The 18,557-nt window shown below is 41.0% G+C and carries 18 protein-coding genes and 1 pseudogene; 14 read left to right on the plus strand and 5 right to left on the minus strand.

Annotation, left to right across the window (positions count from 1 at the left end; all coding sequences use genetic code 11):
• The first annotated feature begins 106 nt into the window (after positions 1–106).
• On the plus strand, positions 107–1,291 hold the full coding sequence (locus G1O98_RS28185) for a M20 family metallopeptidase (RefSeq protein ID WP_163935032.1): 1,185 nt from the start codon (positions 107–109) through the stop codon (positions 1,289–1,291).
• Between the two features lie 81 nt (positions 1,292–1,372).
• Here G1O98_RS28185 and G1O98_RS28190 read toward each other — a convergent pair whose 3' ends face one another.
• From G1O98_RS28190 to G1O98_RS28200, 3 genes are all read right to left on the minus strand, one after another.
• The gene (locus G1O98_RS28190) at positions 1,373–2,425 is read right to left on the minus strand and encodes a hemerythrin domain-containing protein (protein WP_163935035.1); all 1,053 of its coding nucleotides are present in this window, start codon (positions 2,423–2,425) and stop codon (positions 1,373–1,375) included.
• Between the two features lie 279 nt (positions 2,426–2,704).
• Positions 2,705–4,171 (minus strand): ABC transporter substrate-binding protein, encoded by a 1,467-nt coding sequence (locus G1O98_RS28195; protein ID WP_163935038.1) that lies wholly within the window; start codon positions 4,169–4,171, stop codon positions 2,705–2,707.
• A 72-nt stretch (positions 4,172–4,243) separates the two neighbouring features.
• Positions 4,244–5,614 (minus strand): serine/threonine-protein kinase, encoded by a 1,371-nt coding sequence (locus G1O98_RS28200; protein WP_163935041.1) that lies wholly within the window; start codon positions 5,612–5,614, stop codon positions 4,244–4,246.
• Between the two features lie 837 nt (positions 5,615–6,451).
• Here G1O98_RS28200 and typA point away from each other — a divergent pair.
• The 3 genes from typA (at position 6,452) to G1O98_RS28215 (ending at position 10,089) form a co-directional block, all read left to right on the plus strand.
• On the plus strand, positions 6,452–8,242 hold the full coding sequence (gene typA / locus G1O98_RS28205) for a translational GTPase TypA (protein ID WP_100899367.1): 1,791 nt from the start codon (positions 6,452–6,454) through the stop codon (positions 8,240–8,242).
• Between the two features lie 274 nt (positions 8,243–8,516).
• Complete coding sequence (locus G1O98_RS28210; RefSeq protein ID WP_163935044.1) at positions 8,517–8,891, plus strand: hypothetical protein; 375 nt, start codon at positions 8,517–8,519, stop codon at positions 8,889–8,891.
• Positions 8,892–8,901: 10 nt separating this feature from the next.
• Entirely contained in the window at positions 8,902–10,089 is a 1,188-nt protein-coding gene (locus G1O98_RS28215; protein ID WP_163935048.1) for a caspase family protein, read from the plus strand.
• Between the two features lie 291 nt (positions 10,090–10,380).
• Here G1O98_RS28215 and G1O98_RS28220 read toward each other — a convergent pair whose 3' ends face one another.
• Complete coding sequence (locus tag G1O98_RS28220; RefSeq protein ID WP_163935051.1) at positions 10,381–10,824, minus strand: DUF29 domain-containing protein; 444 nt, start codon at positions 10,822–10,824, stop codon at positions 10,381–10,383.
• 134 nt (positions 10,825–10,958) lie between these two features.
• Here G1O98_RS28220 and G1O98_RS28225 point away from each other — a divergent pair, with 134 nt between their 5' ends.
• The 5 genes and pseudogenes from G1O98_RS28225 to G1O98_RS28240 all read left to right on the plus strand — a co-directional run bounded on the left by G1O98_RS28225 (position 10,959) and on the right by G1O98_RS28240 (position 13,475).
• Positions 10,959–11,546 carry a Uma2 family endonuclease gene (locus tag G1O98_RS28225; RefSeq protein WP_163935054.1) on the plus strand — a complete coding sequence of 196 codons (588 nt, stop codon included), beginning with the start codon at positions 10,959–10,961 and terminating at the stop codon, positions 11,544–11,546.
• A 138-nt stretch (positions 11,547–11,684) separates the two neighbouring features.
• The gene (locus tag G1O98_RS28230; protein ID WP_163935057.1) at positions 11,685–11,933 is read left to right on the plus strand and encodes a type II toxin-antitoxin system ParD family antitoxin; all 249 of its coding nucleotides are present in this window, start codon (positions 11,685–11,687) and stop codon (positions 11,931–11,933) included.
• Positions 11,930–12,070 carry a hypothetical protein gene (locus tag G1O98_RS40245; RefSeq protein ID WP_243458562.1) on the plus strand — a complete coding sequence of 47 codons (141 nt, stop codon included), beginning with the start codon at positions 11,930–11,932 and terminating at the stop codon, positions 12,068–12,070. The genes G1O98_RS28230 and G1O98_RS40245 overlap by 4 nt, the downstream gene beginning before the upstream one ends.
• Before the next feature lie 15 nt (positions 12,071–12,085).
• Positions 12,086–12,247, plus strand: a pseudogene (locus G1O98_RS40250) (type II toxin-antitoxin system RelE/ParE family toxin); the annotation flags it as partial.
• A 64-nt stretch (positions 12,248–12,311) separates the two neighbouring features.
• Complete coding sequence (locus tag G1O98_RS28240; RefSeq protein WP_163935060.1) at positions 12,312–13,475, plus strand: DUF58 domain-containing protein; 1,164 nt, start codon at positions 12,312–12,314, stop codon at positions 13,473–13,475.
• Positions 13,476–13,624: 149 nt separating this feature from the next.
• On the opposite strand, the gene G1O98_RS28245 is transcribed toward G1O98_RS28240, so the two are convergent.
• Positions 13,625–14,284 (minus strand): PEP-CTERM sorting domain-containing protein, encoded by a 660-nt coding sequence (locus G1O98_RS28245; RefSeq protein WP_163935063.1) that lies wholly within the window; start codon positions 14,282–14,284, stop codon positions 13,625–13,627.
• Positions 14,285–14,758: 474 nt separating this feature from the next.
• Between G1O98_RS28245 and G1O98_RS28250 the strand changes: the two genes are divergently transcribed.
• The 5 genes from G1O98_RS28250 (at position 14,759) to G1O98_RS28270 (ending at position 18,490) form a co-directional block, all read left to right on the plus strand.
• On the plus strand, positions 14,759–15,124 hold the full coding sequence (locus G1O98_RS28250; RefSeq protein WP_041565931.1) for a ferredoxin thioredoxin reductase catalytic beta subunit: 366 nt from the start codon (positions 14,759–14,761) through the stop codon (positions 15,122–15,124).
• Positions 15,121–15,513, plus strand: a complete 393-nt coding sequence (locus G1O98_RS28255) for a DUF309 domain-containing protein (RefSeq protein WP_163935066.1) — start codon at positions 15,121–15,123, stop codon at positions 15,511–15,513. Before G1O98_RS28250 ends, G1O98_RS28255 begins: the two co-directional genes overlap by 4 nt.
• Positions 15,514–15,746: 233 nt before the next feature.
• Positions 15,747–16,253 (plus strand): LptA/OstA family protein, encoded by a 507-nt coding sequence (locus G1O98_RS28260; RefSeq protein ID WP_163935070.1) that lies wholly within the window; start codon positions 15,747–15,749, stop codon positions 16,251–16,253.
• A gap of 30 nt (positions 16,254–16,283) precedes the next feature.
• Complete coding sequence (gene lptB, locus G1O98_RS28265) at positions 16,284–17,012, plus strand: LPS export ABC transporter ATP-binding protein (protein ID WP_163935072.1); 729 nt, start codon at positions 16,284–16,286, stop codon at positions 17,010–17,012.
• A gap of 362 nt (positions 17,013–17,374) precedes the next feature.
• On the plus strand, positions 17,375–18,490 hold the full coding sequence (locus G1O98_RS28270; protein ID WP_163935075.1) for an LptF/LptG family permease: 1,116 nt from the start codon (positions 17,375–17,377) through the stop codon (positions 18,488–18,490).
• Positions 18,491–18,557: the final 67 nt, after the last annotated feature.

An 18,557-nucleotide genomic window follows, 5' to 3' on the forward strand; every position in this document is an offset into this window, starting at 1 on the left:
TGCTCCCTGCCCCCTTGCCCCTTCACCTATCCTTGTATAGCAAAAGCATTTTGTTTGTTAATGGTTCTTTATCATGGGAAAAAAGCTTGTAGATTAATTGAGATTGATGCTTACCCATATTAAAGACTTAGCAGCAAAACTAGCGCCTCGCTTGATTGAAATTCGCCGCCACATCCACTCTCATCCAGAACTCAGTGGTCAAGAGTACCAAACAGCAGCCTTTGTAGCTGGTGTTTTGTCTTCCAGTGGTCTGCACGTACAAGAGGGAGTTGGCAAAACGGGCGTAGTTGGAGAACTCCAAGGCACTGGTCAAAATGACCGTTTATTGGCAATTCGCACCGATATGGATGCCTTGCCAATTCAAGAGGGCACAAATTTGGAATATGCCTCTCGCGCAGAGGGTGTTATGCACGCTTGTGGTCACGATGTTCATACCACCGTGGGGTTAGGAACAGCAATGGTTCTATCCCAGATGGCAGAGGAATTGGGTGGGAAAGTGCGGTTTCTATTTCAACCAGCCGAGGAAATTGCTCAAGGGGCAAGCTGGATGGTGAAAGATGGGGCGATGAAAAACGTCTCGGCTGTATTAGGGATTCATGTTTTTCCTTCTATACCCGCAGGATCTATTGGCGTGCGTTACGGGGCTTTAACAGCCGCCGCAGATGATTTAGAAATTCTAATTATGGGAGAATCTGGGCACGGGGCGCGTCCTCATGAGGCCATTGATGCAATTTGGATTGCTTGCCAAGTCATTACCGCATTGCAACAAGCGATCAGCCGAACGCAGAACCCCTTGCGTCCTGTAGTATTGAGTATCGGGAAGATTAATGGTGGCAGAGCGCCGAATATAATTGCTGATAAAGTGCAATTATTGGGAACCGTGCGATCGCTCCATCCCGAAACTCGCGCCCATCTCCCCAACTGGATTGAAAACATTGTATCTAATGTTTGCCAGACTTACGGAGCAAACTATCAAGTCAATTATCGCCAGGGTGTACCCAGCGTTCAAAATGATTATGCCTTGACACAATTGTTACAATCAGCCGCAGAAGAAGCGTGGAGTAGCGATCGCGTTCAAGTTTTACCCGAACCTTCCCTTGGTGCTGAAGATTTTTCTATGTATTTGGAACACGCCCCTGGTTCCATGTTTCGTTTGGGTGTCGGCTATAAAGAAAGAATCATTAACCACCCATTACACCATCCCCAATTTGAAGTCGATGAATCTGCCATTATTACTGGAGTCGTAACTATGGCATACACCGCTTATAAATACTGTCAGCAAAATTTTTAAACAAAAACTCCCAGCGCTCATGTGCTGGGAGTTTTTGTTTAATCAACCTTGTTTAGCTGATATAGAAAGCTCGAAAGCATCCTACACATTCGATTCGCTTACAACGCCTAATTTTTGTTGAATTCGGGTCTTAGCGGCTTTGAATTCAGTAGCCAGTTGCTCACTTTGATCGCTGCTCAAGTTGTTACGAATGGCAGCAAACATTGTGCTTTCTTCTTGACGAATATGGTCGCCAACAGCTTCCATCAACTGTCTAACTTGATCTTTAAATTCAGATGAAGAAGGGCTGATAGCCTTAATTTGCTCTAACACCCGCTTCATCTCAGCTTGCTCGTCAAACAGTTCTTGGGTGTTATCTTGACCGTAGAAAGGACGTACTCTTGGATAGACTACTTCCTCTTCAGCTTCGGCATGAGCGGTTAGATCCTTATAAATTTGACCGAAGTATTCTTGGATCTTTTGTGGATTGTCGCTTTGCAGAAGTTCGGTAAATAAGGTATTTACCTTGTTGTGATCGAGGCGAATGACATCCTGGATATTCAGATCCTTTTTGTCACTGGTTTGGGTAACAGCGCTGCCTACTACACCACTGACTGCGGCCATAGCGTCTTGAACACGCGCCCAAATTCCTTGGTCTGCATCTTGTCCAGTGAATTCACGGACACCTAGAATTTCCAGAATGCCTTTGAGTTGTTCTTGGTGAGCGCGATTCTCAAAGTTAATGGTATTCAAAGGCCCAATCGCTAGCATTACGTCAGCACCAACTTTTTGAGCAGCCTTATGAACTATCAAGCCACTCATTACGAGTTGATGTTTCAGCAATTCATGCTGAGATACTTTTTCATACAGGCTCAACTCAGAACCTTTAAACAATTCGCGAGCCTTTTCAATGAATTGTGTAACATTCTTTTTGGGTTCTGCCTGAATACCATACTGACCAATTACAGTTTCCAGAACGCCAAGATTTTTTTCATCATCTTTGAGGAAATTTCGGATGCGATCGGCAATTTCGGCATCGAGTCCTTCTCTCAAAAGTGATTGTTCATTTTCGATAACCAACTGTTGAAGTGCTTTGATACTTGCCAATTTCACAGCAATAGCATTGCGTTTCGTATCATCTAAAGTAGCTACCATCCGTAGTTCTCCTCGGCAAAGTGTTCGTAGTTATTACTGATATAACCTTGACACACAGCTTAGGGAGATTCCCTCTTTCTTTTGAGTGATAGCTTTCGCAACGATGGGTAGAAAAAAGTTTAGCGTTACACAACAGAAATACAAATTAAAGCGATCGCCCAGATTTATAGTTCTAAATTAGGGACAAATATTCTGTATTACATCTAAATTGAACAGATAAACAGATGATCTAATTTTGAAGCAATCTATATCTCTGGAATGAAAATTCATATCAAAAAATTACTTCTTATTCAAGAGGGCAAAATCATAATTAGTTCCAGAAGAACAACGCTCACAACGCTCGATTTTGACTAGTAAAGCTTCTCCTTGGCGCTCACCTGAAGGCGAAAACTTAATCATTCCTGTGGCTCCAGAAGTTGAAAAATCACTATTAGACAATACCTTTTGCAACCCTTCGCGAGTGTTATCTTGTTTCAAGCCAGTGATAATTACTTGGAGTGCATCATAAGCTCCGGCTGTTCTCTGATTTACCCGTGCATTCCAAAGCTTAAAGGCATTTTCTGCAAATGGATTATCTTTATTAGCATCACGATGCCAATACACAGGTAGTACCATTCCTTCGAGATCGGTGCCATTTTGCAAAGTTGTTGAACTGTACATAGTTTCGGAAGCAAAGAGAGGTTTCCTGCCTTTAACCTCTTGTGCTACTTTGGTGGCAAAATATATATTTCTGACTGAAGGTAATAGTAAAAAGCCACTGGCGTTTTCTGTTTCTATAGCTTTATCTACAAAAGCTCTATAGTCCAAATCTTTGTCTGCCAAATTGCAAGGCGTGTTAATAACCTTACTTCCATATTTTTGGAGAGCTTGAGTGTACTGTTCTACAAGTATCTGATTAGATGAGGAACCTAAATTATCTCTTGAGCTACGAATATCGCCACAAATAGCAACATTTCTTCCCTGTCGAGCAATGTAGCGAGCATGAGTATCTACTAAATTATCATATAGCGGATTTACATGAAATAAGTAGTTAGTTGTGGAACTATTTGCCTGACTACTTACTGCATTATTATCTAACTTTTCTTGATTTTCTGCTTGAGTTGGGCGCTCGACAGGAAAGACTAACACCAAGTGCTTTTCATTATAAATTGCGGCATTACGTCTAACTCCCACTGCTGCCACAATGCTCTTGTCTTGAAATAATTCATTATCTAATCGTGCAAAATCTTCTCTATTCTCAGCACTTGCAATCACAATTTGTAGCTTCTTACCATCAATTCCTCCTTGGTTATTAATTTCATTTTGAGCTTGAGCTACACCACGCAAAATTTCTTCTGATAAATTAGAGTCAAAATTAATTGATGCTATCACAGCAACTTTGAGAGCGCTAGAATTATCTCGTGCAATTTTAGCGTTATTTAAATAAATTAGAGTTTCCGGGTCATTAGGATTATTTTTTAATGAAGCGCTAAACTTTTGAACAGCAGTGGTAAAATCTTTTTGCTCAAAAGCTTTAACTCCATCTGTTTTATCAGGGTATGTTTGCACTTTCAACAAAATTCTTGTACCCAAATTCATCAATGGAGGCTTATTCTTAACTTCACTTGAACTAGATGTGGGGTTGTTTAATGATGTTATTATGATACTAGAAGAAAGTTGCCTAATTGCCCACAAAATAGCTGCTACCATTACTCCAGCCAGCCCCAAAGAAATAAGCAACTTCAGGTTCTCTTTTTTATTTGTCATGAATAATACTCCAAATTATACAAAGTTTATTAAAAATCAATATACAGGGGAAAATTCACCTATACTTAAATTTTAAAAATATTTAGAAATAAGTTTGTTTATTATTTCTGACATACCCACAATAATAAGCGTCAAAAGACCTGCAAGAAAAACTAGCAATACTACAAGCAAAAGTCCATTAACTCCAGATTGCAGAAGATTATTTGTGAGCAAATTTTTGAAGGTCAATACAATTAGTGAATTTGCTATGATAGCAATCACAATTAAATAACTTTTTTCCAAAAGCGAACGAGATTGAATTAAGATTACCCCACCTAAAATTAGCAACCACAATCCAGAGCTAATCCAAGTAGTGCCTAAAAAACTAATCAGTGCGATCGCTAACAATGAACTACCTGAACCTGTAATTATGGCTCCAGAGAATAATTTGCTATTAGAGAATCGTGGTAGATATCCAGTTGTTTTTTGTTGAGTTTGTGATTGTGACTCTAATAGTTTAGAAGGTGAAAGGACTGTAGGAGGTAATGTATGCCTTAGTGGTGGTAAATTATTCAAGTCTTGTAAGACAGCCTGTGCAGACTGATAACGCTGCTCATGATTTTCTTGGAGTAATTTATCCAGAATCAATTCTAATTCTTGACTTATGGGTTGTGTTAAATGCTTTTGCCAACTAGAAGTCCAACCATAGCCTTGTTTGAGCCAGAAATTCGACGGAGAAATATTTGTTAGTAGATGAAAGCAAGTTATACCTAAACTATACATATCACTGGAAGGAAAAACTTTCCCAAATTGCATTTGCTCAATTGGTGCGTAACCTAATGAACCAATAATTGTCCCAATTGCAGTAGTTGTAGTTTCAGCCTTTTGCTTTGAAACCCCAAAATCAATTAGTACTAACTTATTATCACTTTTACGGCGAATAATATTTTCTGGCTTAATATCTCGATGAATTATTTGCTGTTGATGTATGGCGACCAACACAGATAATAAATCATTCAAAAAAGATCGAATTTTAGATTCATCAAAAAAACCGTGTTGTTTTAACTCCTGCAACAGATTTTGGCCTTCGATAAACTGCTGTACTAAATACAGATATTCACCTTCCTTAAAATATCCATACAAATTGGGAATTTGTAGATGTTCCCCTAATTCTTGTAGACGTTTGGCCTCCCGTTCAAATAATTGAGTTGCTTTTTGATGTGCGTGAGTACCTTGACTGCCATAAAATTGACTGAGAACCAGTTGCTTAACAACACATCGTTCATTTAGCTTGTCTATATCCTCTGCTACGTATGTGCGTGCAAACCCTCCTCTTCCTAACGGTGCGATAATGCGGTAACGATTTCTGAGTAGCGATCGCAACTGTGTCCCACAACTGAGGCAGTAATTTGTCCCATCAGGATTTTGGGGATTCTCGCAATTGGGGTTTAGGCAGCAGATCATAATAATTATTTTATTGCTGTCAGTTTATTAATTTTTAAATTATACCTTGAAACCCGTATAAGCTCTGTACTGCAACGTTTCTACATGGACACTTGTTGTAATTTCTGTAAAATGTTTGCTAGTTTTATCGCCTTATTAAATAAATCTTGTTGAAACTTAGCAAAATTGAACGGCACTGCACTTTATAATCCAAAGTTTTTATGGCACGGTAATGCACACGCTCGTATTTTGCAAGATACGTAAAACCAAATCCAACTTCACGTGATTATTTTTTAATTGTATATTTATCACTCTGTAATTGCTGTCTTTATAACTAAGCTATTATTCAAAACTCCAAAATGCTGATGTTAACTATCGCACAATGTAGACTAATTTTCAGAAGGAAATATATCTTAATGTACATAATTTCATAGCGAATCCTCTTGAAAAACTCTGCGTACCTTTGCCCAGCGTCCCTACCCTGTGCAAAGGCGTACCACTCCGTGGAAGCAAGCTACGCGTAGCGTCTCGTAGAGAAGTGCATCTGGTTTAAAACCGCTACAAATTAATGCAAATTTGTACTTAGAAGTTTTAAACAAACATTTACCCACTGTTAAACTACATTCGGTTAAATCTTCTAATTAAGATCGGGTAAATAATTCAACGCTAAGTAAATATTCACCCTGCCTAACTTTTTCTCTTATGCAACCTTGACAAACCTCACCGCAATTGTGACGATTACGCTAGAATTGTTAAAGGTTCTTTACAGAAATTGCTGATCATCCCCAATTCTGTTAAAACAGCCTAGCATTCAAATGTAAATCTAAAAACCCCCTCTAGAGTTCACCAAAAGCTTCTATGACGCTCCCAATTCGCAACGTCGCCATTATCGCCCACGTTGACCACGGCAAAACCACGCTGGTTGACGCACTCCTCAAACAATCCGGCATTTTCCGCGAAGGCGAAGACGTTCCGGATTGCGTTATGGACTCCAACGCCCTAGAACGGGAACGGGGTATTACTATCCTGTCCAAAAATACAGCAGTTCGCTACAAAGAAACACTAATCAATATTGTTGATACTCCTGGACACGCTGACTTTGGTGGCGAAGTTGAACGTGTACTCGGCATGGTTGACGGATGTCTTCTGATTGTCGATGCGAATGAAGGCCCCATGCCCCAAACGCGCTTTGTTCTGAAAAAAGCTTTAGAAAAAGGGCTACGCCCCATCGTTATCATCAACAAAATCGACCGTGGTCAAACTGACCCCCACGTTGCTGTCGATAAAGTATTGGATCTGTTCTTGGAATTAGGGGCAGATGAAGACCAGTGTGATTTTACCTATCTGTTTGCCTCCGGTATGGGAGGTTTCGCTAAGGAAAGCTTGGAAGCAGAATCGGTAGATATGCAACCCCTGTTTAATGCAATTCTGCAACACGTTCCACCACCAGTAGGCGACAGCAATAAGCCTCTGCAATTGCAAGTTACAACCCTAGATTATTCTGAATATCTAGGACGGATTGTGATTGGCAGAATTCACAACGGTACTATCCGCTCAGGACAGCAAGCAGCTTTGGTAACAGAAAATGGTACCATTGTCAAGGGCAAAATTACCAAATTGATGGGCTTCGATGGACTGAAGCGCGTAGAAATGGAAGAAGCAACCGCAGGTTATATTGTCGCGGTGGCTGGTTTTGCTGATGCTTATATTGGGGAAACGATTACTGACCCTAATGAACCGCAAGCTTTACCACTAATTAAAGTGGATGAACCAACCTTGCAAATGGCCTTCTGGGTGAATGATTCGCCCTTTGCTGGTCAAGAAGGCAAGTTGGTGACATCAAGACAAATACGCGATCGCTTATTCCGCGAACTTGAAACCAACGTGGCTTTGCGTGTCGAAGAAACCGATTCTCCCGATAAATTCCTCGTTTCCGGTCGTGGAGAACTCCACCTCGGTATCTTAATTGAAACCATGCGCCGGGAAGGCTTTGAATTTCAGGTATCTCAGCCACAGGTAATTTACCGCGAAATCAACGGTCAACCTTGCGAACCTTACGAACTCTTGGTGTTAGATATTCCTGCTGATGGTGTAGGTAGTTGTATTGAACGCCTGGGACAACGCAAAGGCGAAATGCAAGATATGCAACCAGGTAGTGGCGATCGCACCCAGTTAGAGTTTGTTATTCCCGCCCGTGGTTTGATTGGTTTCCGGGGTGAATTCATGCGGATGACTCGTGGCGAAGGCATCATGAACCACAGCTTCTTAGACTACCGTCAAATCAGTGGTGACATTGAAGCCCGTAACAAAGGCGTTTTAATCTCCTTTGAAGAAGGCGTTTCTACCTTCTACGCCATGAGAAATGCCGAAGATAGAGGAGCATTCTTTATTACTCCCGGCACAAAGGTTTACAGAGGCATGATCGTGGGAGAACACAACCGTTCCCAAGATTTAGAATTGAATATCTGTAAGACCAAGCAGTTAACTAACCACCGCGCTGCTGGTGGTGATGAATTGGTTCAGTTGCAAGCACCAATAGACATGAGTCTAGAACGTGCTCTGGAATACATTGGCCCCGATGAATTGGTGGAAGTTACACCCCAATCGATTCGTCTGCGGAAGATGTCAAAGAAGTTAGCGAAACGGTAAGTAAAGCAATAACTTAATTGATTTAGAAAGCCCACTGATGTGGGCTTTTTATTTTGTTGGTTACATCTGTCCATGTCTTTTTTAGGTTGCTCAACTCCTCGAAACTCTCTAGTGTTGTTTGTCGTACTTATATCCAAAAAGACAAATTTGTTTTCTATGAAGATTTATACAAATGTTTGTTATGTTCATTAGAGAATAAGGTTTTTACTGGTATAGATAAATATAATTGTCAGTCTTTATAAAAAAAAACTAACTAAACTTTTATTAGTACAGCATGACAGCAAATAGTATTAAATTTACGATCGCCTTCAACGACCCTGACTTGGACGCGGAAGAAAAGGACGAGCAGGTTCAACGATTAATTACTGAACTCAAGCAAATTGACGAGGTAGATACAGTTAGTCGTGTTCTTGATCCCAGCCCACCAGAAGGCAACAAAGCATTAGGCGGGTTTCTAGTGGGTTTATTAATGGCTGAGGTAAATACAGCCAATGCGAAAAAGTTGATGGGATTTCTGGGCGATCGCCTCGGTGGTAAACCTATTGAATTGTCAGTGGAAGCTAACGGTAAGAAGTTGACGGTGAAAGCGCACAGTCGGGAAGAACTAGAAGCCGCCATCAAAGCAGCCCAAGATTTTATTGCAGCATAGACAAGAAAAGATGGCAAAGGTAGCATTGCTGATTGGAGTCAGTGAGTATGAGCCAGGACTAAATCCTTTACCTGCGGCTGTCAAAGATATTGAGGCGTTGCAACGGGTTTTGAAAGATTTGGAAATGGGCGGATTTGATGACGTGAAAGCGCTTCCTAATCCTGACCGACAAACAATGGAATCTGAGATTGAAACCTTGTTTTCTGGTCGAGCCAAAGACGATCTTGTGTTGCTATTTTTCTCTGGACATGGCATCAAAGATGATGGTGGCAAGCTGTATTTTGCAACTCCGATAACTCGCAAGAATTCCAAAGGGGAGTTGATTCGGTCAACAGCTGTACCTGCCAACTTTGTTCAAGAAATTATGAATAATAGCCGTGCTAAACGGCAGGTGATTATCTTAGACTGTTGCTTTAGTGGAGCGTTCGATCCTGTCTTACAAGCCAAAGATGATGGATTAGTTGACTTGCAAACACAACTTGGATCTGAAGGGCGAGTGGTACTCACTTCCTCCAGTTCAACTCAGTATTCCTTTGAGCAGCAGCGATCAGACTTATCGATTTACACCAGATATCTAGTCGAGGGGATTGAAACAGGAGCAGGCGATCGCAATGAAGATGGCTTTGTTTCGGTACTGGAATTGCATGAGTATGCTGTCAGCAAGGTGCAGGAAACTGCCCCCAGTATGACCCCGAAGATTATTGTTCTTAAAGACAAGGGGTTTGAAATTGTTCTTTCTAAAGCACGAGTTACTGACCCTAAGTTGAGATATCGGAAAGCGGCTTCACGTTATGCAAATGTCGGAACTATTCGACCTGCTGGTCGGGCTGTTCTGAATACACTGAGGCAGCAGTTAGGCTTGACCTCTGAAGAAGCTGCTGAAATTGAAACCGAGGTATTACGCCCTTATCAGGAGCGATTAGAGAATTTACAAACCTATCGAGAAGCTTTAATTGCAGAAGTAGACCATGAATATCCTTTAAGTGAGGAAGCCTGTAAAGAAATGAATATGCTTCAAGAGCTTTTAGGGTTAAAAGACGATAATATTTTGCCGATTAAGCAACAAATCGAGGCACAGTTTATATGTCAAGCTTGCAAAGGATCGAGAGAAGTTCGCAAACGCGTAAGAACTCCATTTGGTTCTTTTACTGAAGTTTCTATTTGTCCTAATTGTAAAGACTCGGAGAAATTAGCCTAGATTTTATCAGTTAATTAAGTCATGAGAAGTTTATTAAGATAAGCAGATTCGATAAAGATGTAAGTGTTGGCACTTGCCGTACATTTAGTCAAATCCTTGAGTAAAAATGATAAGGACTGAAAAAAGCAATTATCGTGACTATTTGTGACATTGCAATCGCCTTTATAGTGCGTAGGCGTAGCCCGTCGTAGACATCGCTCTTTTGCATATTTTCACACAAAGCGATCACAGGTTAAAAATTATCAATAGATTTTCTTAGAAAGACTAATTGATTAGATAAGACTGATATATTTAAGGTAAATAATTGTCATCTAATAATTGAACAAGAGTGTAAGGGCACTTTTCTAGAAAAATATTTAAATCGGTTTTAATTTTTACAAACTCAACCGCACTTTGATAAATATTCTCTAAATCATCCTGTAACTTGTTTATTAAATTCGTTGTTAAATGATTATTTAAGTCATATCTAAAGGTTTTAATTTCTCCAATCCAATGACGATAGTTTCTCTCATATTCTACCTGCCAATATTGGAGTAATAATATATGAATAATAATTTGCCTTAAAAGACTTTTGGCTTTAGCTAAATCTCTTTTTCCCAAATTGATTAATTCCTCAATTAAGTTTTCTAAATCAAGTTTGTTAAACTGTTTTTGTTTTAATAATTCAATAGTTTCTTCTAACCATAAATTCTCATCGGTTTCATAGAGTTGCTTTAAATTGGTAGTAATTGTCATATTTTTACCTTCTACCTACATTCCATAATTTAATCATATACAATTATAAATTTATAGATGTAAACGGTCCAAGTCCAGATAAATTGTATGGTACTTGTTCCAACAACTGACCCGCTTCCACTTGTAAGCAAATCATGAAAAATATTGAGTTGACGCAAGGAAAAATTACAGTTCCAGAAAGCACGACTCTAGAAGAGTTCTTAAAACTTCCATACATTGAAGAGTCACCAGCTTGGGAATATATTAATGGAGAGGCAATTCAGAAACCTATGGGAGGGGCTAAACACAGTTTATTGCAAAAACGTTTGGTTGCAGTAATTGATGCGTTGGGCAGTAACTACGAAGCCTTTCCTGAATTACGCTGTACCTGCGGTAATCGTTCAGTAGTTCCTGATGTGGTTGTGATCTCTACCAATCAAATACCACTGGATGAGAGCGGTGATATTATTAGCAGTGGGATTGATTTTGCACCCCCTTGGATCATCGAAATTCTTTCCCCTGCTCAAAGTCAAACGAAAGTAACTGGCAATATTTTACACTGTTTGAGAAATGGCAGTCAGCTAGGATGGTTGATTGATCCAAGTGAACGCTGTATTTTAGTTTATCAGCCTAATTCTTTACCAGATTTGTTAGCAGGACAGGATATATTACCAGTGTTAGAAGATTTGAATTTGACACTCTCTGTTAATGAAGTATTTGCTTGGTTACAGCGTAAAGTTTGACAGTAACTCGCAATAATCAAAAATCTGCATCTTGTGTGAAGATAACTTACTGTATTTCCTGAATAAACCCTAACTGAACGAAAAAGCAGAGTGAGTTTTTTAACTTAAAATGGTGAATAATCTGAATAGAGGTTTTCTATGAGCATAAGTCTCACACCCGATCAAGAACGCTTTATTCAAACCAAGCTCCAGGCTGGAAAATATCGATCCGCAGAGGAAGCCCTTGAAATTGCTTTACGGTTGCTTGATGAATACGATCGCGCCGATGCTGAATGGGTCGAAAATGTGCGAGAAAAAATTGATGCGGCGATTTTAGCTTCAGACAAAACGCCACCTATTGATGGAGAGACATTCGTAAACCAAATTCTAGAGCGGTTTCGACAATGACATCAGGCGCAAGCATGAGTCGCTACGTCATCAACATTCTTGCCAGCCGAGATATCAATGAAATTGCCGACTACTTTGCTGAAACTAGCGTTGAAGCAGGAGAGCGATTTTTCAGTGAATTCAACCGCAAGTGCTAACAACTTGTTGCCTTTCCAAACAGTGGTAAAAGTTATGCAAAAATTCGTCCAGACCTCCGAAGTGTAACCTTACAAAGCTATATCGTTTTCTACAGAGTATTAGATGATGGTATCGAAATTCTACGAGTTGTAAGCGGTCGCCGTAACTTTCCATCTCTTTTTGAGGAATCCAACTAAAAGCTTTTTTGGCGAACCCCTGAGACACTGTGAATTTAGGGTGGTGTTGGGTTAAAAAAGAAACATGAAAATCATTAAACCCCTCACTAATTGGTTAGAAACTCGCGCTTGTGCCCCTACTTATGGCGGTTGGGTACTAGCAGTAACCGCTATTTGTTTTTTTGGAGCGGGTATCAATACGATGGCTGGTTGGCTTTATGCCATTAGCGGCATTAGTTTTGCCCTTTTGGGTGTAGCAGCCATCTTACCGCCGCGATCGCTCACAGGTCTATCCATCACCCGCCGTCCCATGCAACCTGTGTCAGCAGGTGACGATCTGACTGTAGAATTAGAAATCCGCAATCAGACACAGCAGCCTGTAAGTTTGTTGCAAGTTGAAGATATACTGCCCTTCGTCTTAGGGAAACCAGTACAAAAGGCAATTGAAACAATTCCTCGCCAAGGTAGTTACCGTTGGGTATATTACCAGCCTACGCAGCGCCGGGGCATTTATCGCTGGCACACAGTTGAACTTGGTTCTGGTGCGCCTTTGGGATTGTTCTGGTGTCGCCGTCAGCGTGATTGTGCTGCCACAGCGATCGTTTATCCCACAGTGTTACCCTTGGCTACCTGCCCTCTAATAGATGAAATGGGACAAGAAGAGAGCAAAAGGGGCGATCCTCGTGGTAAACCTTTGCAGACAGCGACAACAGGGCTGGTGCGATCGCTCCGTCCATATCGTCTAGGAGATCCTACTCGTCTGATTCACTGGCGGACTAGTGCCCGCTATGGCGAATTAAGGGTGCGGGAGTTAGAAATGGTTACAGGTGGACAAGAAATAGTGATTGCCCTTGACAGTGCTAGCAATTGGGAAGAAGAAAACTTTGAACAAGCAGTAATTACCGCAGCATCACTGTATTTTTATGCACAGAAACAACAATTACAGGTGCAACTGTGGACAGCATCAACAAATTTAATCAAAGGCGATCGCTTTGTTCTAGAAACCTTAGCAGCAACCGCAGCCTTAGAAGATGACAGTTCAGCAGTTCCTAAAAGCTACCCTTTAATTTGGCTGACTCAAAACCCCCTGAGCCTTGCTACTCTTTCTCAAGGCAGTCGCTGGGTTTTGTGGCCAAATATTTCCTCACCACCTGAACAAGAAGTAATCAATTGGGAACACCCTGGTATAGTTTTGCAGAGCGATCAGCCACTGCAACCCCAACTGCAAAAAACATTTAATTCGTATTAATCAATACCTTCAGTAAAAAAATACACCCTAGAAGGGCTATACGAACAAAGGCTACCTCTACAGATTGTAAAGCTTTTAGCCAACAGACGTGTAGCTCTTGTTTGTATAGCCGCTACTTCTAGTCGTTCGGGCAAAGTGCAAGGTTTGAGTTAACTTTGCTTTAACTGTTTACGTCTTAATACTGAACCAGCGCTTACAGTAGCTATTGACAGTATCGCTGGTAGCAATGTAGGTTCGGGAACAGATGTAACTTTTTCATTAAAGGTAAAGTTATCTAGCGCAAACTGTGTCCCACTACCACCCGTCTCTATAAGATAGTCTGGCTCAACTCCACCAAATGACGTGAACCTTAATTCATCAATACCAAAATAATCAAAATTAACTAAAGTTGGCTGCGTCGTATCTACAACTACAGTTTTTGAATACAGGGTTGCGCCGCTCTTAAAACCTTCTACAGTAACCGACAAACCATTATTCCAAGCAGCTGTTAGGTAAGCACTGTTGAAGTCAAAAATACTATCACTGACTAGGGCTGGGTTTCCAAACCCGTTGAAGCTTACATAGTCTCCTGACACTCTGCCAGTATCATAGCCTGAAAGTGAGACAAGAGTAGTCGAACCATTTTGGTAGTAAAAATTGTTCCAATTAAATCCACCATAGCCGTTAGGAATTGGAGCAAAATTTGGAGTAGACGTTATATCATCAAATGTTAAAACGGTTGCTTGTGCTACTGCTTCTATTCCCAAAACAATGACTGTTGCTGCGATCGCAGCAGTCGATAACTTTTTCGCAATAGTTGAAATACTCATGTGGTAGTAGTTGTAACTCTTGATAAGTTTGTACTTTTTTATCACACCTTTCAGAATATACACTAATTCATAAAAACTAGTGTTATTACTTAGTTATTTCATCAAGTCTCATAAAGTTATAATGAAGAGAGTTCAGTACTAATGCACTAATGTATAAATAAACAAAGCCTGACATCAGGATCGCGCTTGGCATCTCCCCATAGATGCGTCAAAGTATCGTTTATTGATGAGAATAAATCAACCTCTTGACTTTTAAATTCTGCCTCAAGATGCAACTTGAATTTTGATTAGCTTAGAAGTTAAACTTCTATGATTTCTTCGATTTTGCCCGATCCCAGCACACCGGACATATCAGCCCTTGAACAAAGGTAAAATAATTTGAAAGGTTAAGGTTGGGGAAATACACCCAGTAATCCCTTACTGCGGCTGAGGTACAATGCAAAGAAATATTTAAATTATGAGCGACCGATCCCCATGATCACATCAGAACATAACACAAAATCCAGCGATAAAAGCCTAGAGGCAATGCGGCATTTTTCCGAACAATACGCCAAGCGTACTGGAACATACTTCTGTTCTGAACCTTCTGTTACCGCAGTTGTGATTGAAGGACTAGCCAAACATAAAGACGAACTAGGTGCGCCTTTATGTCCCTGTCGCCATTACGAAGATAAAGAGGCTGAAGTCCATGCCACATATTGGAACTGTCCCTGTGTGCCAATGAGAGAACGCAAAGAGTGCCATTGCATGTTGTTCCTCACCCCTGACAACGAGTTTGCTGGAGAAAAACAAGACATCTCTCTGGAAACAATTAAAGAAGTCCGAGACAGTATGGGATGAGCGAAACCATCCCCCAAGAGTTTTGGCAAGGCGTAGAACAGTTCAATTCTGGCCAGTTCTATGCCTGTCATGACACTTTAGAGGCTTTATGGATTGAAGCCAGTGAACCAGAGAAAACCTTTTATCAAGGCATTCTCCAAATTTCTGTGGCACTGTATCATTTGGAAAATCGAAACTGGCGAGGTGCAGTTATTCTACTGGGAGAAGGCGGCAATCGCTTACGGCGTTACCCATCTAGTTACGGGGGCGTTGATGTTGATGAGCTATTGAGTCAGAGCGCAGCCTTGTTGACGACATTACAACAAATAGGGCCAGATAAGATTACATCTGGCGATATTGGTGAAGATAAGGTCTTATCTTTGCCTAAAATTGTGCTGTCTACTGATTAGACATCTGGTAAATTAATTATGCGTTGTCCGAAATCCTTGGTAGGCACAATTCATAAATTGTGCCTGCGTCATTTTTACTCGGATGTCAATTACCTGAAACCTTGAGCTTAGGGCTAGCGTCACTATTTCAGCCAGTAGTTATCGGAAATCACTCCAGATTGTATATTTCATAATCTGGATAAAGTACTTGAGATAATTAGAATGCAAGCTGAAATCCCGAATCCCTAATTGCTATGATGCCCTGCTATCAATTGCCCATGTCACAGTTCCGTCGCTTTGGATTAGCTTTAATGCTGCCAGTTGCACTATTGGGCAGTTTTGCCTTCCCTACCCAACTGCAAACCGCTACTGCACAAACATCTAAAGATAATCGTCCCCTCACTATCCGCGCTGATGTGCAAGAATATGATGCTAAAAATCAAGTAATCACCGCTCGCGGTAACGTGCAAATGTTGTATCCTTCTCGTCAGCTTCAGGCAACATCTGCCCAAGCACAGTACTTTAGTAAGGAACGCCGAATTGATTTCAGTGGCAACGTCTATATTTTGCAACAGGGCGGTAACAGTATCCGGGCAGAGAAGGTAACGTATTTAATTGATGAAGGGCGATTTGTTGCTTTACCTCAATCCAACCGTCAGGTAGAGTCTATCTACATGATTGAGGAATCAGATAATGGTGGACAAACTGCAACACCCGCCCCATCTGTTCCACAAACACGACCTTTGAAGCCTTCTAATTAGCATTTACCACCGAGAAAGGGTGCTTCCAGCGTGAAAATTGTTTTAGAGAATATTCACAAATCTTACGGCAAGCGAGTAATTGTCAATCGTGTCAATCTTTCTGTTGGTCAGGGCGAAATCGTTGGTTTACTAGGCCCCAATGGGGCTGGTAAAACGACGACTTTTTACATTGCCACAGGTTTAGAAAAACCCAATCAAGGAAAAGTTTGGCTGGGTAATCTGGATGTTACAGGAATGCCAATGCACAAAAGGGCACGATTGGGTGTTGGCTATCTAGCACAAGAACCAAGTGTTTTCCGCCAACTCTCGGTACAAGATAATATTCTATTGGTGCTGGAACAAACGAATGTGCCACGACGGGAATGGTCAAGACGACTCACAACTTTACTGCGGGAGTTTCGGCTGGAAAAATTAGCTAATAGTAAAGGAATTCAACTTTCTGGTGGTGAGCGACGGCGGACGGAATTAGCAAGGTCTTTAGCGGCTGGACAAGAAGGACCAAAATTTTTACTTTTGGATGAACCATTTGCGGGAGTCGATCCGATCGCAGTCTCAGAAATTCAGCACATTGTCGCAGAATTGCGCGATCGCGGTATGGGAATCTTAATTACAGATCATAATGTCCGCGAAACCCTCGCGATCACCGATCGCGCCTACATTATGCGCGAGGGACAAATCCTCGCTTTTGGCGGTGCTGACGAACTCTACAGCAATCCCCTCGTGCGGCAATATTATTTAGGGGATAATTTTCAAGCCTAAATTCATAATTATTTAGTTAATAATTTCAAAAGCTATTTTTATATTTAATTTTAATTATAAATTTATTAATTTATTTGATTCTGCTCTATCAGCCATTGAGAATTAAACTTTGATACTAAATTCAGTAGATAAAGCAGTTTGCAATTAACAGAGGTAAAGAACTTAGACTTCAAAACCAAATTATGAAGACTATTTTACTCTTGCCCCCCTGCTCCCCTGTCCCCTGCCTCCTGCCTCCTGCCTCCTGCCTCCTGCCTCCTGCCTTCACCAGGGTTGTCAATATTTAACTGTTCAAATTTTTTATGATATCAAAGAAGTTTACGCCTTCCTACAACCTCGGTTCGCTGCTACCTTTTACGATCATGGATCGTTATCTTACCAGCGAATTGATAGCGCCGTTTTTCTTTGGTGTCGGAGCTTTTTCATCACTTGGTGTCACTATTGATGCTGTATTTGATCTAGTCAGGAAAATCGTAGAATCTGGGCTACCGATAGACATTGCCATTCAGGTTTTTTTGCTAAAATTTCCCAACTTTATCGTTTTAGCCTTTCCCATGTCTACGTTACTAGCTACTTTGATGACCTACAGTCGTCTTTCTAGCGAGAGCGAACTAATTGCCCTGCGTGGTTGTGGGGTGAGCGTATATCGTATAGTGCTAACTGCTGTGATGTTGAGTCTTGTAGTCACAGGAATGACATTTGTATTCAACGAACAAATTGCACCAGCAGCAAATTACCAAGCGGGTGTAACTCTGGATAAAGCCCTGAAATCAGATAAGCCAGCTTTTAAACAGCAAAATATTTTCTATCCTGAATACCAGGATGTTACACAACCGGATGGCTCTAAGAATAGGATATTGACACGCTTATTTTACGCCGACCAATTTGATGGTAAGCGGATGACAGGTTTGACGATTATAGACCGTTCCACCAAAAATCTGAATCAAATTGTAGTATCAGAATCTGCCCAGTGGAATCCTTCTCAAAATATTTGGGATTTTTACAACGGTACGATCTATTTTGTTGCAGCCGATCGCTCATACCGAAACATTGTCAGATTTGAACACCAACAACTGCAACTACCGCGCACGCCATTAAGTTTGGCAGAAAAAAGCCGAGACTATGGTGAGATGAATATTGTTGAAGCACTAGATCAACTACAAGTAGAATATCTTGGTGGCGATCGCCAAAAAATTCGTAAACTCGAAGTGCGGATTCAACAAAAAATTTCCTTGCCCTTTGTATGCGTGGTTTTTGGCTTGGTAGGTGCAGCGATGGGAAGCATACCCCAGAGAACTGGAAGAGGTACCAGCTTTGGGATTAGCGTTGTAGTTATTTTTTCGTACTACTTAATTTTCTTTATTAGTGGTGCGATCGCGCAAGCAGGTGCCCTCTCTCCCTTTATGGGGGCTTGGTTGCCCAATTTTCTTTTCTTGGGAATAGGTCTATTCCTCTTGATACGAGTTGCCAAACGTTGAGGGGGAATTGGGAGCAGGGGAGGCAGGGGAAGAAGAACTATTGACTATTGACCAACACCCAATTCCC

It is taken from the genome of Nostoc sp. UIC 10630, assembly GCF_010747425.1.
GTDB lineage: Bacteria > Cyanobacteriota > Cyanobacteriia > Cyanobacteriales > Nostocaceae > Nostoc.

Excerpts from the sequence above, each read along its gene's own strand:
- G1O98_RS28185 (WP_163935032.1), top strand. The coding sequence starts at position 107 with ATGCTTACCCATATTAAAGACTTAGCAGCAAAACTAGCGCCTCGCTTG.
- G1O98_RS28190 (WP_163935035.1), bottom strand. The coding sequence starts at position 2,425 with ATGGTAGCTACTTTAGATGATACGAAACGCAATGCTATTGCTGTGAAA.
- G1O98_RS28195 (WP_163935038.1), bottom strand. The coding sequence starts at position 4,171 with ATGACAAATAAAAAAGAGAACCTGAAGTTGCTTATTTCTTTGGGGCTG.
- G1O98_RS28200 (WP_163935041.1), bottom strand. The coding sequence starts at position 5,614 with ATGATCTGCTGCCTAAACCCCAATTGCGAGAATCCCCAAAATCCTGAT.
- typA (WP_100899367.1), top strand. The coding sequence starts at position 6,452 with ATGACGCTCCCAATTCGCAACGTCGCCATTATCGCCCACGTTGACCAC.
- G1O98_RS28210 (WP_163935044.1), top strand. The coding sequence starts at position 8,517 with ATGACAGCAAATAGTATTAAATTTACGATCGCCTTCAACGACCCTGAC.
- G1O98_RS28215 (WP_163935048.1), top strand. The coding sequence starts at position 8,902 with ATGGCAAAGGTAGCATTGCTGATTGGAGTCAGTGAGTATGAGCCAGGA.
- G1O98_RS28220 (WP_163935051.1), bottom strand. The coding sequence starts at position 10,824 with ATGACAATTACTACCAATTTAAAGCAACTCTATGAAACCGATGAGAAT.
- G1O98_RS28225 (WP_163935054.1), top strand. The coding sequence starts at position 10,959 with ATGAAAAATATTGAGTTGACGCAAGGAAAAATTACAGTTCCAGAAAGC.
- G1O98_RS28230 (WP_163935057.1), top strand. The coding sequence starts at position 11,685 with ATGAGCATAAGTCTCACACCCGATCAAGAACGCTTTATTCAAACCAAG.
- G1O98_RS40245 (WP_243458562.1), top strand. The coding sequence starts at position 11,930 with ATGACATCAGGCGCAAGCATGAGTCGCTACGTCATCAACATTCTTGCC.
- G1O98_RS28240 (WP_163935060.1), top strand. The coding sequence starts at position 12,312 with ATGAAAATCATTAAACCCCTCACTAATTGGTTAGAAACTCGCGCTTGT.
- G1O98_RS28245 (WP_163935063.1), bottom strand. The coding sequence starts at position 14,284 with ATGAGTATTTCAACTATTGCGAAAAAGTTATCGACTGCTGCGATCGCA.
- G1O98_RS28250 (WP_041565931.1), top strand. The coding sequence starts at position 14,759 with ATGATCACATCAGAACATAACACAAAATCCAGCGATAAAAGCCTAGAG.
- G1O98_RS28255 (WP_163935066.1), top strand. The coding sequence starts at position 15,121 with ATGAGCGAAACCATCCCCCAAGAGTTTTGGCAAGGCGTAGAACAGTTC.
- G1O98_RS28260 (WP_163935070.1), top strand. The coding sequence starts at position 15,747 with ATGATGCCCTGCTATCAATTGCCCATGTCACAGTTCCGTCGCTTTGGA.
- G1O98_RS28270 (WP_163935075.1), top strand. The coding sequence starts at position 17,375 with ATGGATCGTTATCTTACCAGCGAATTGATAGCGCCGTTTTTCTTTGGT.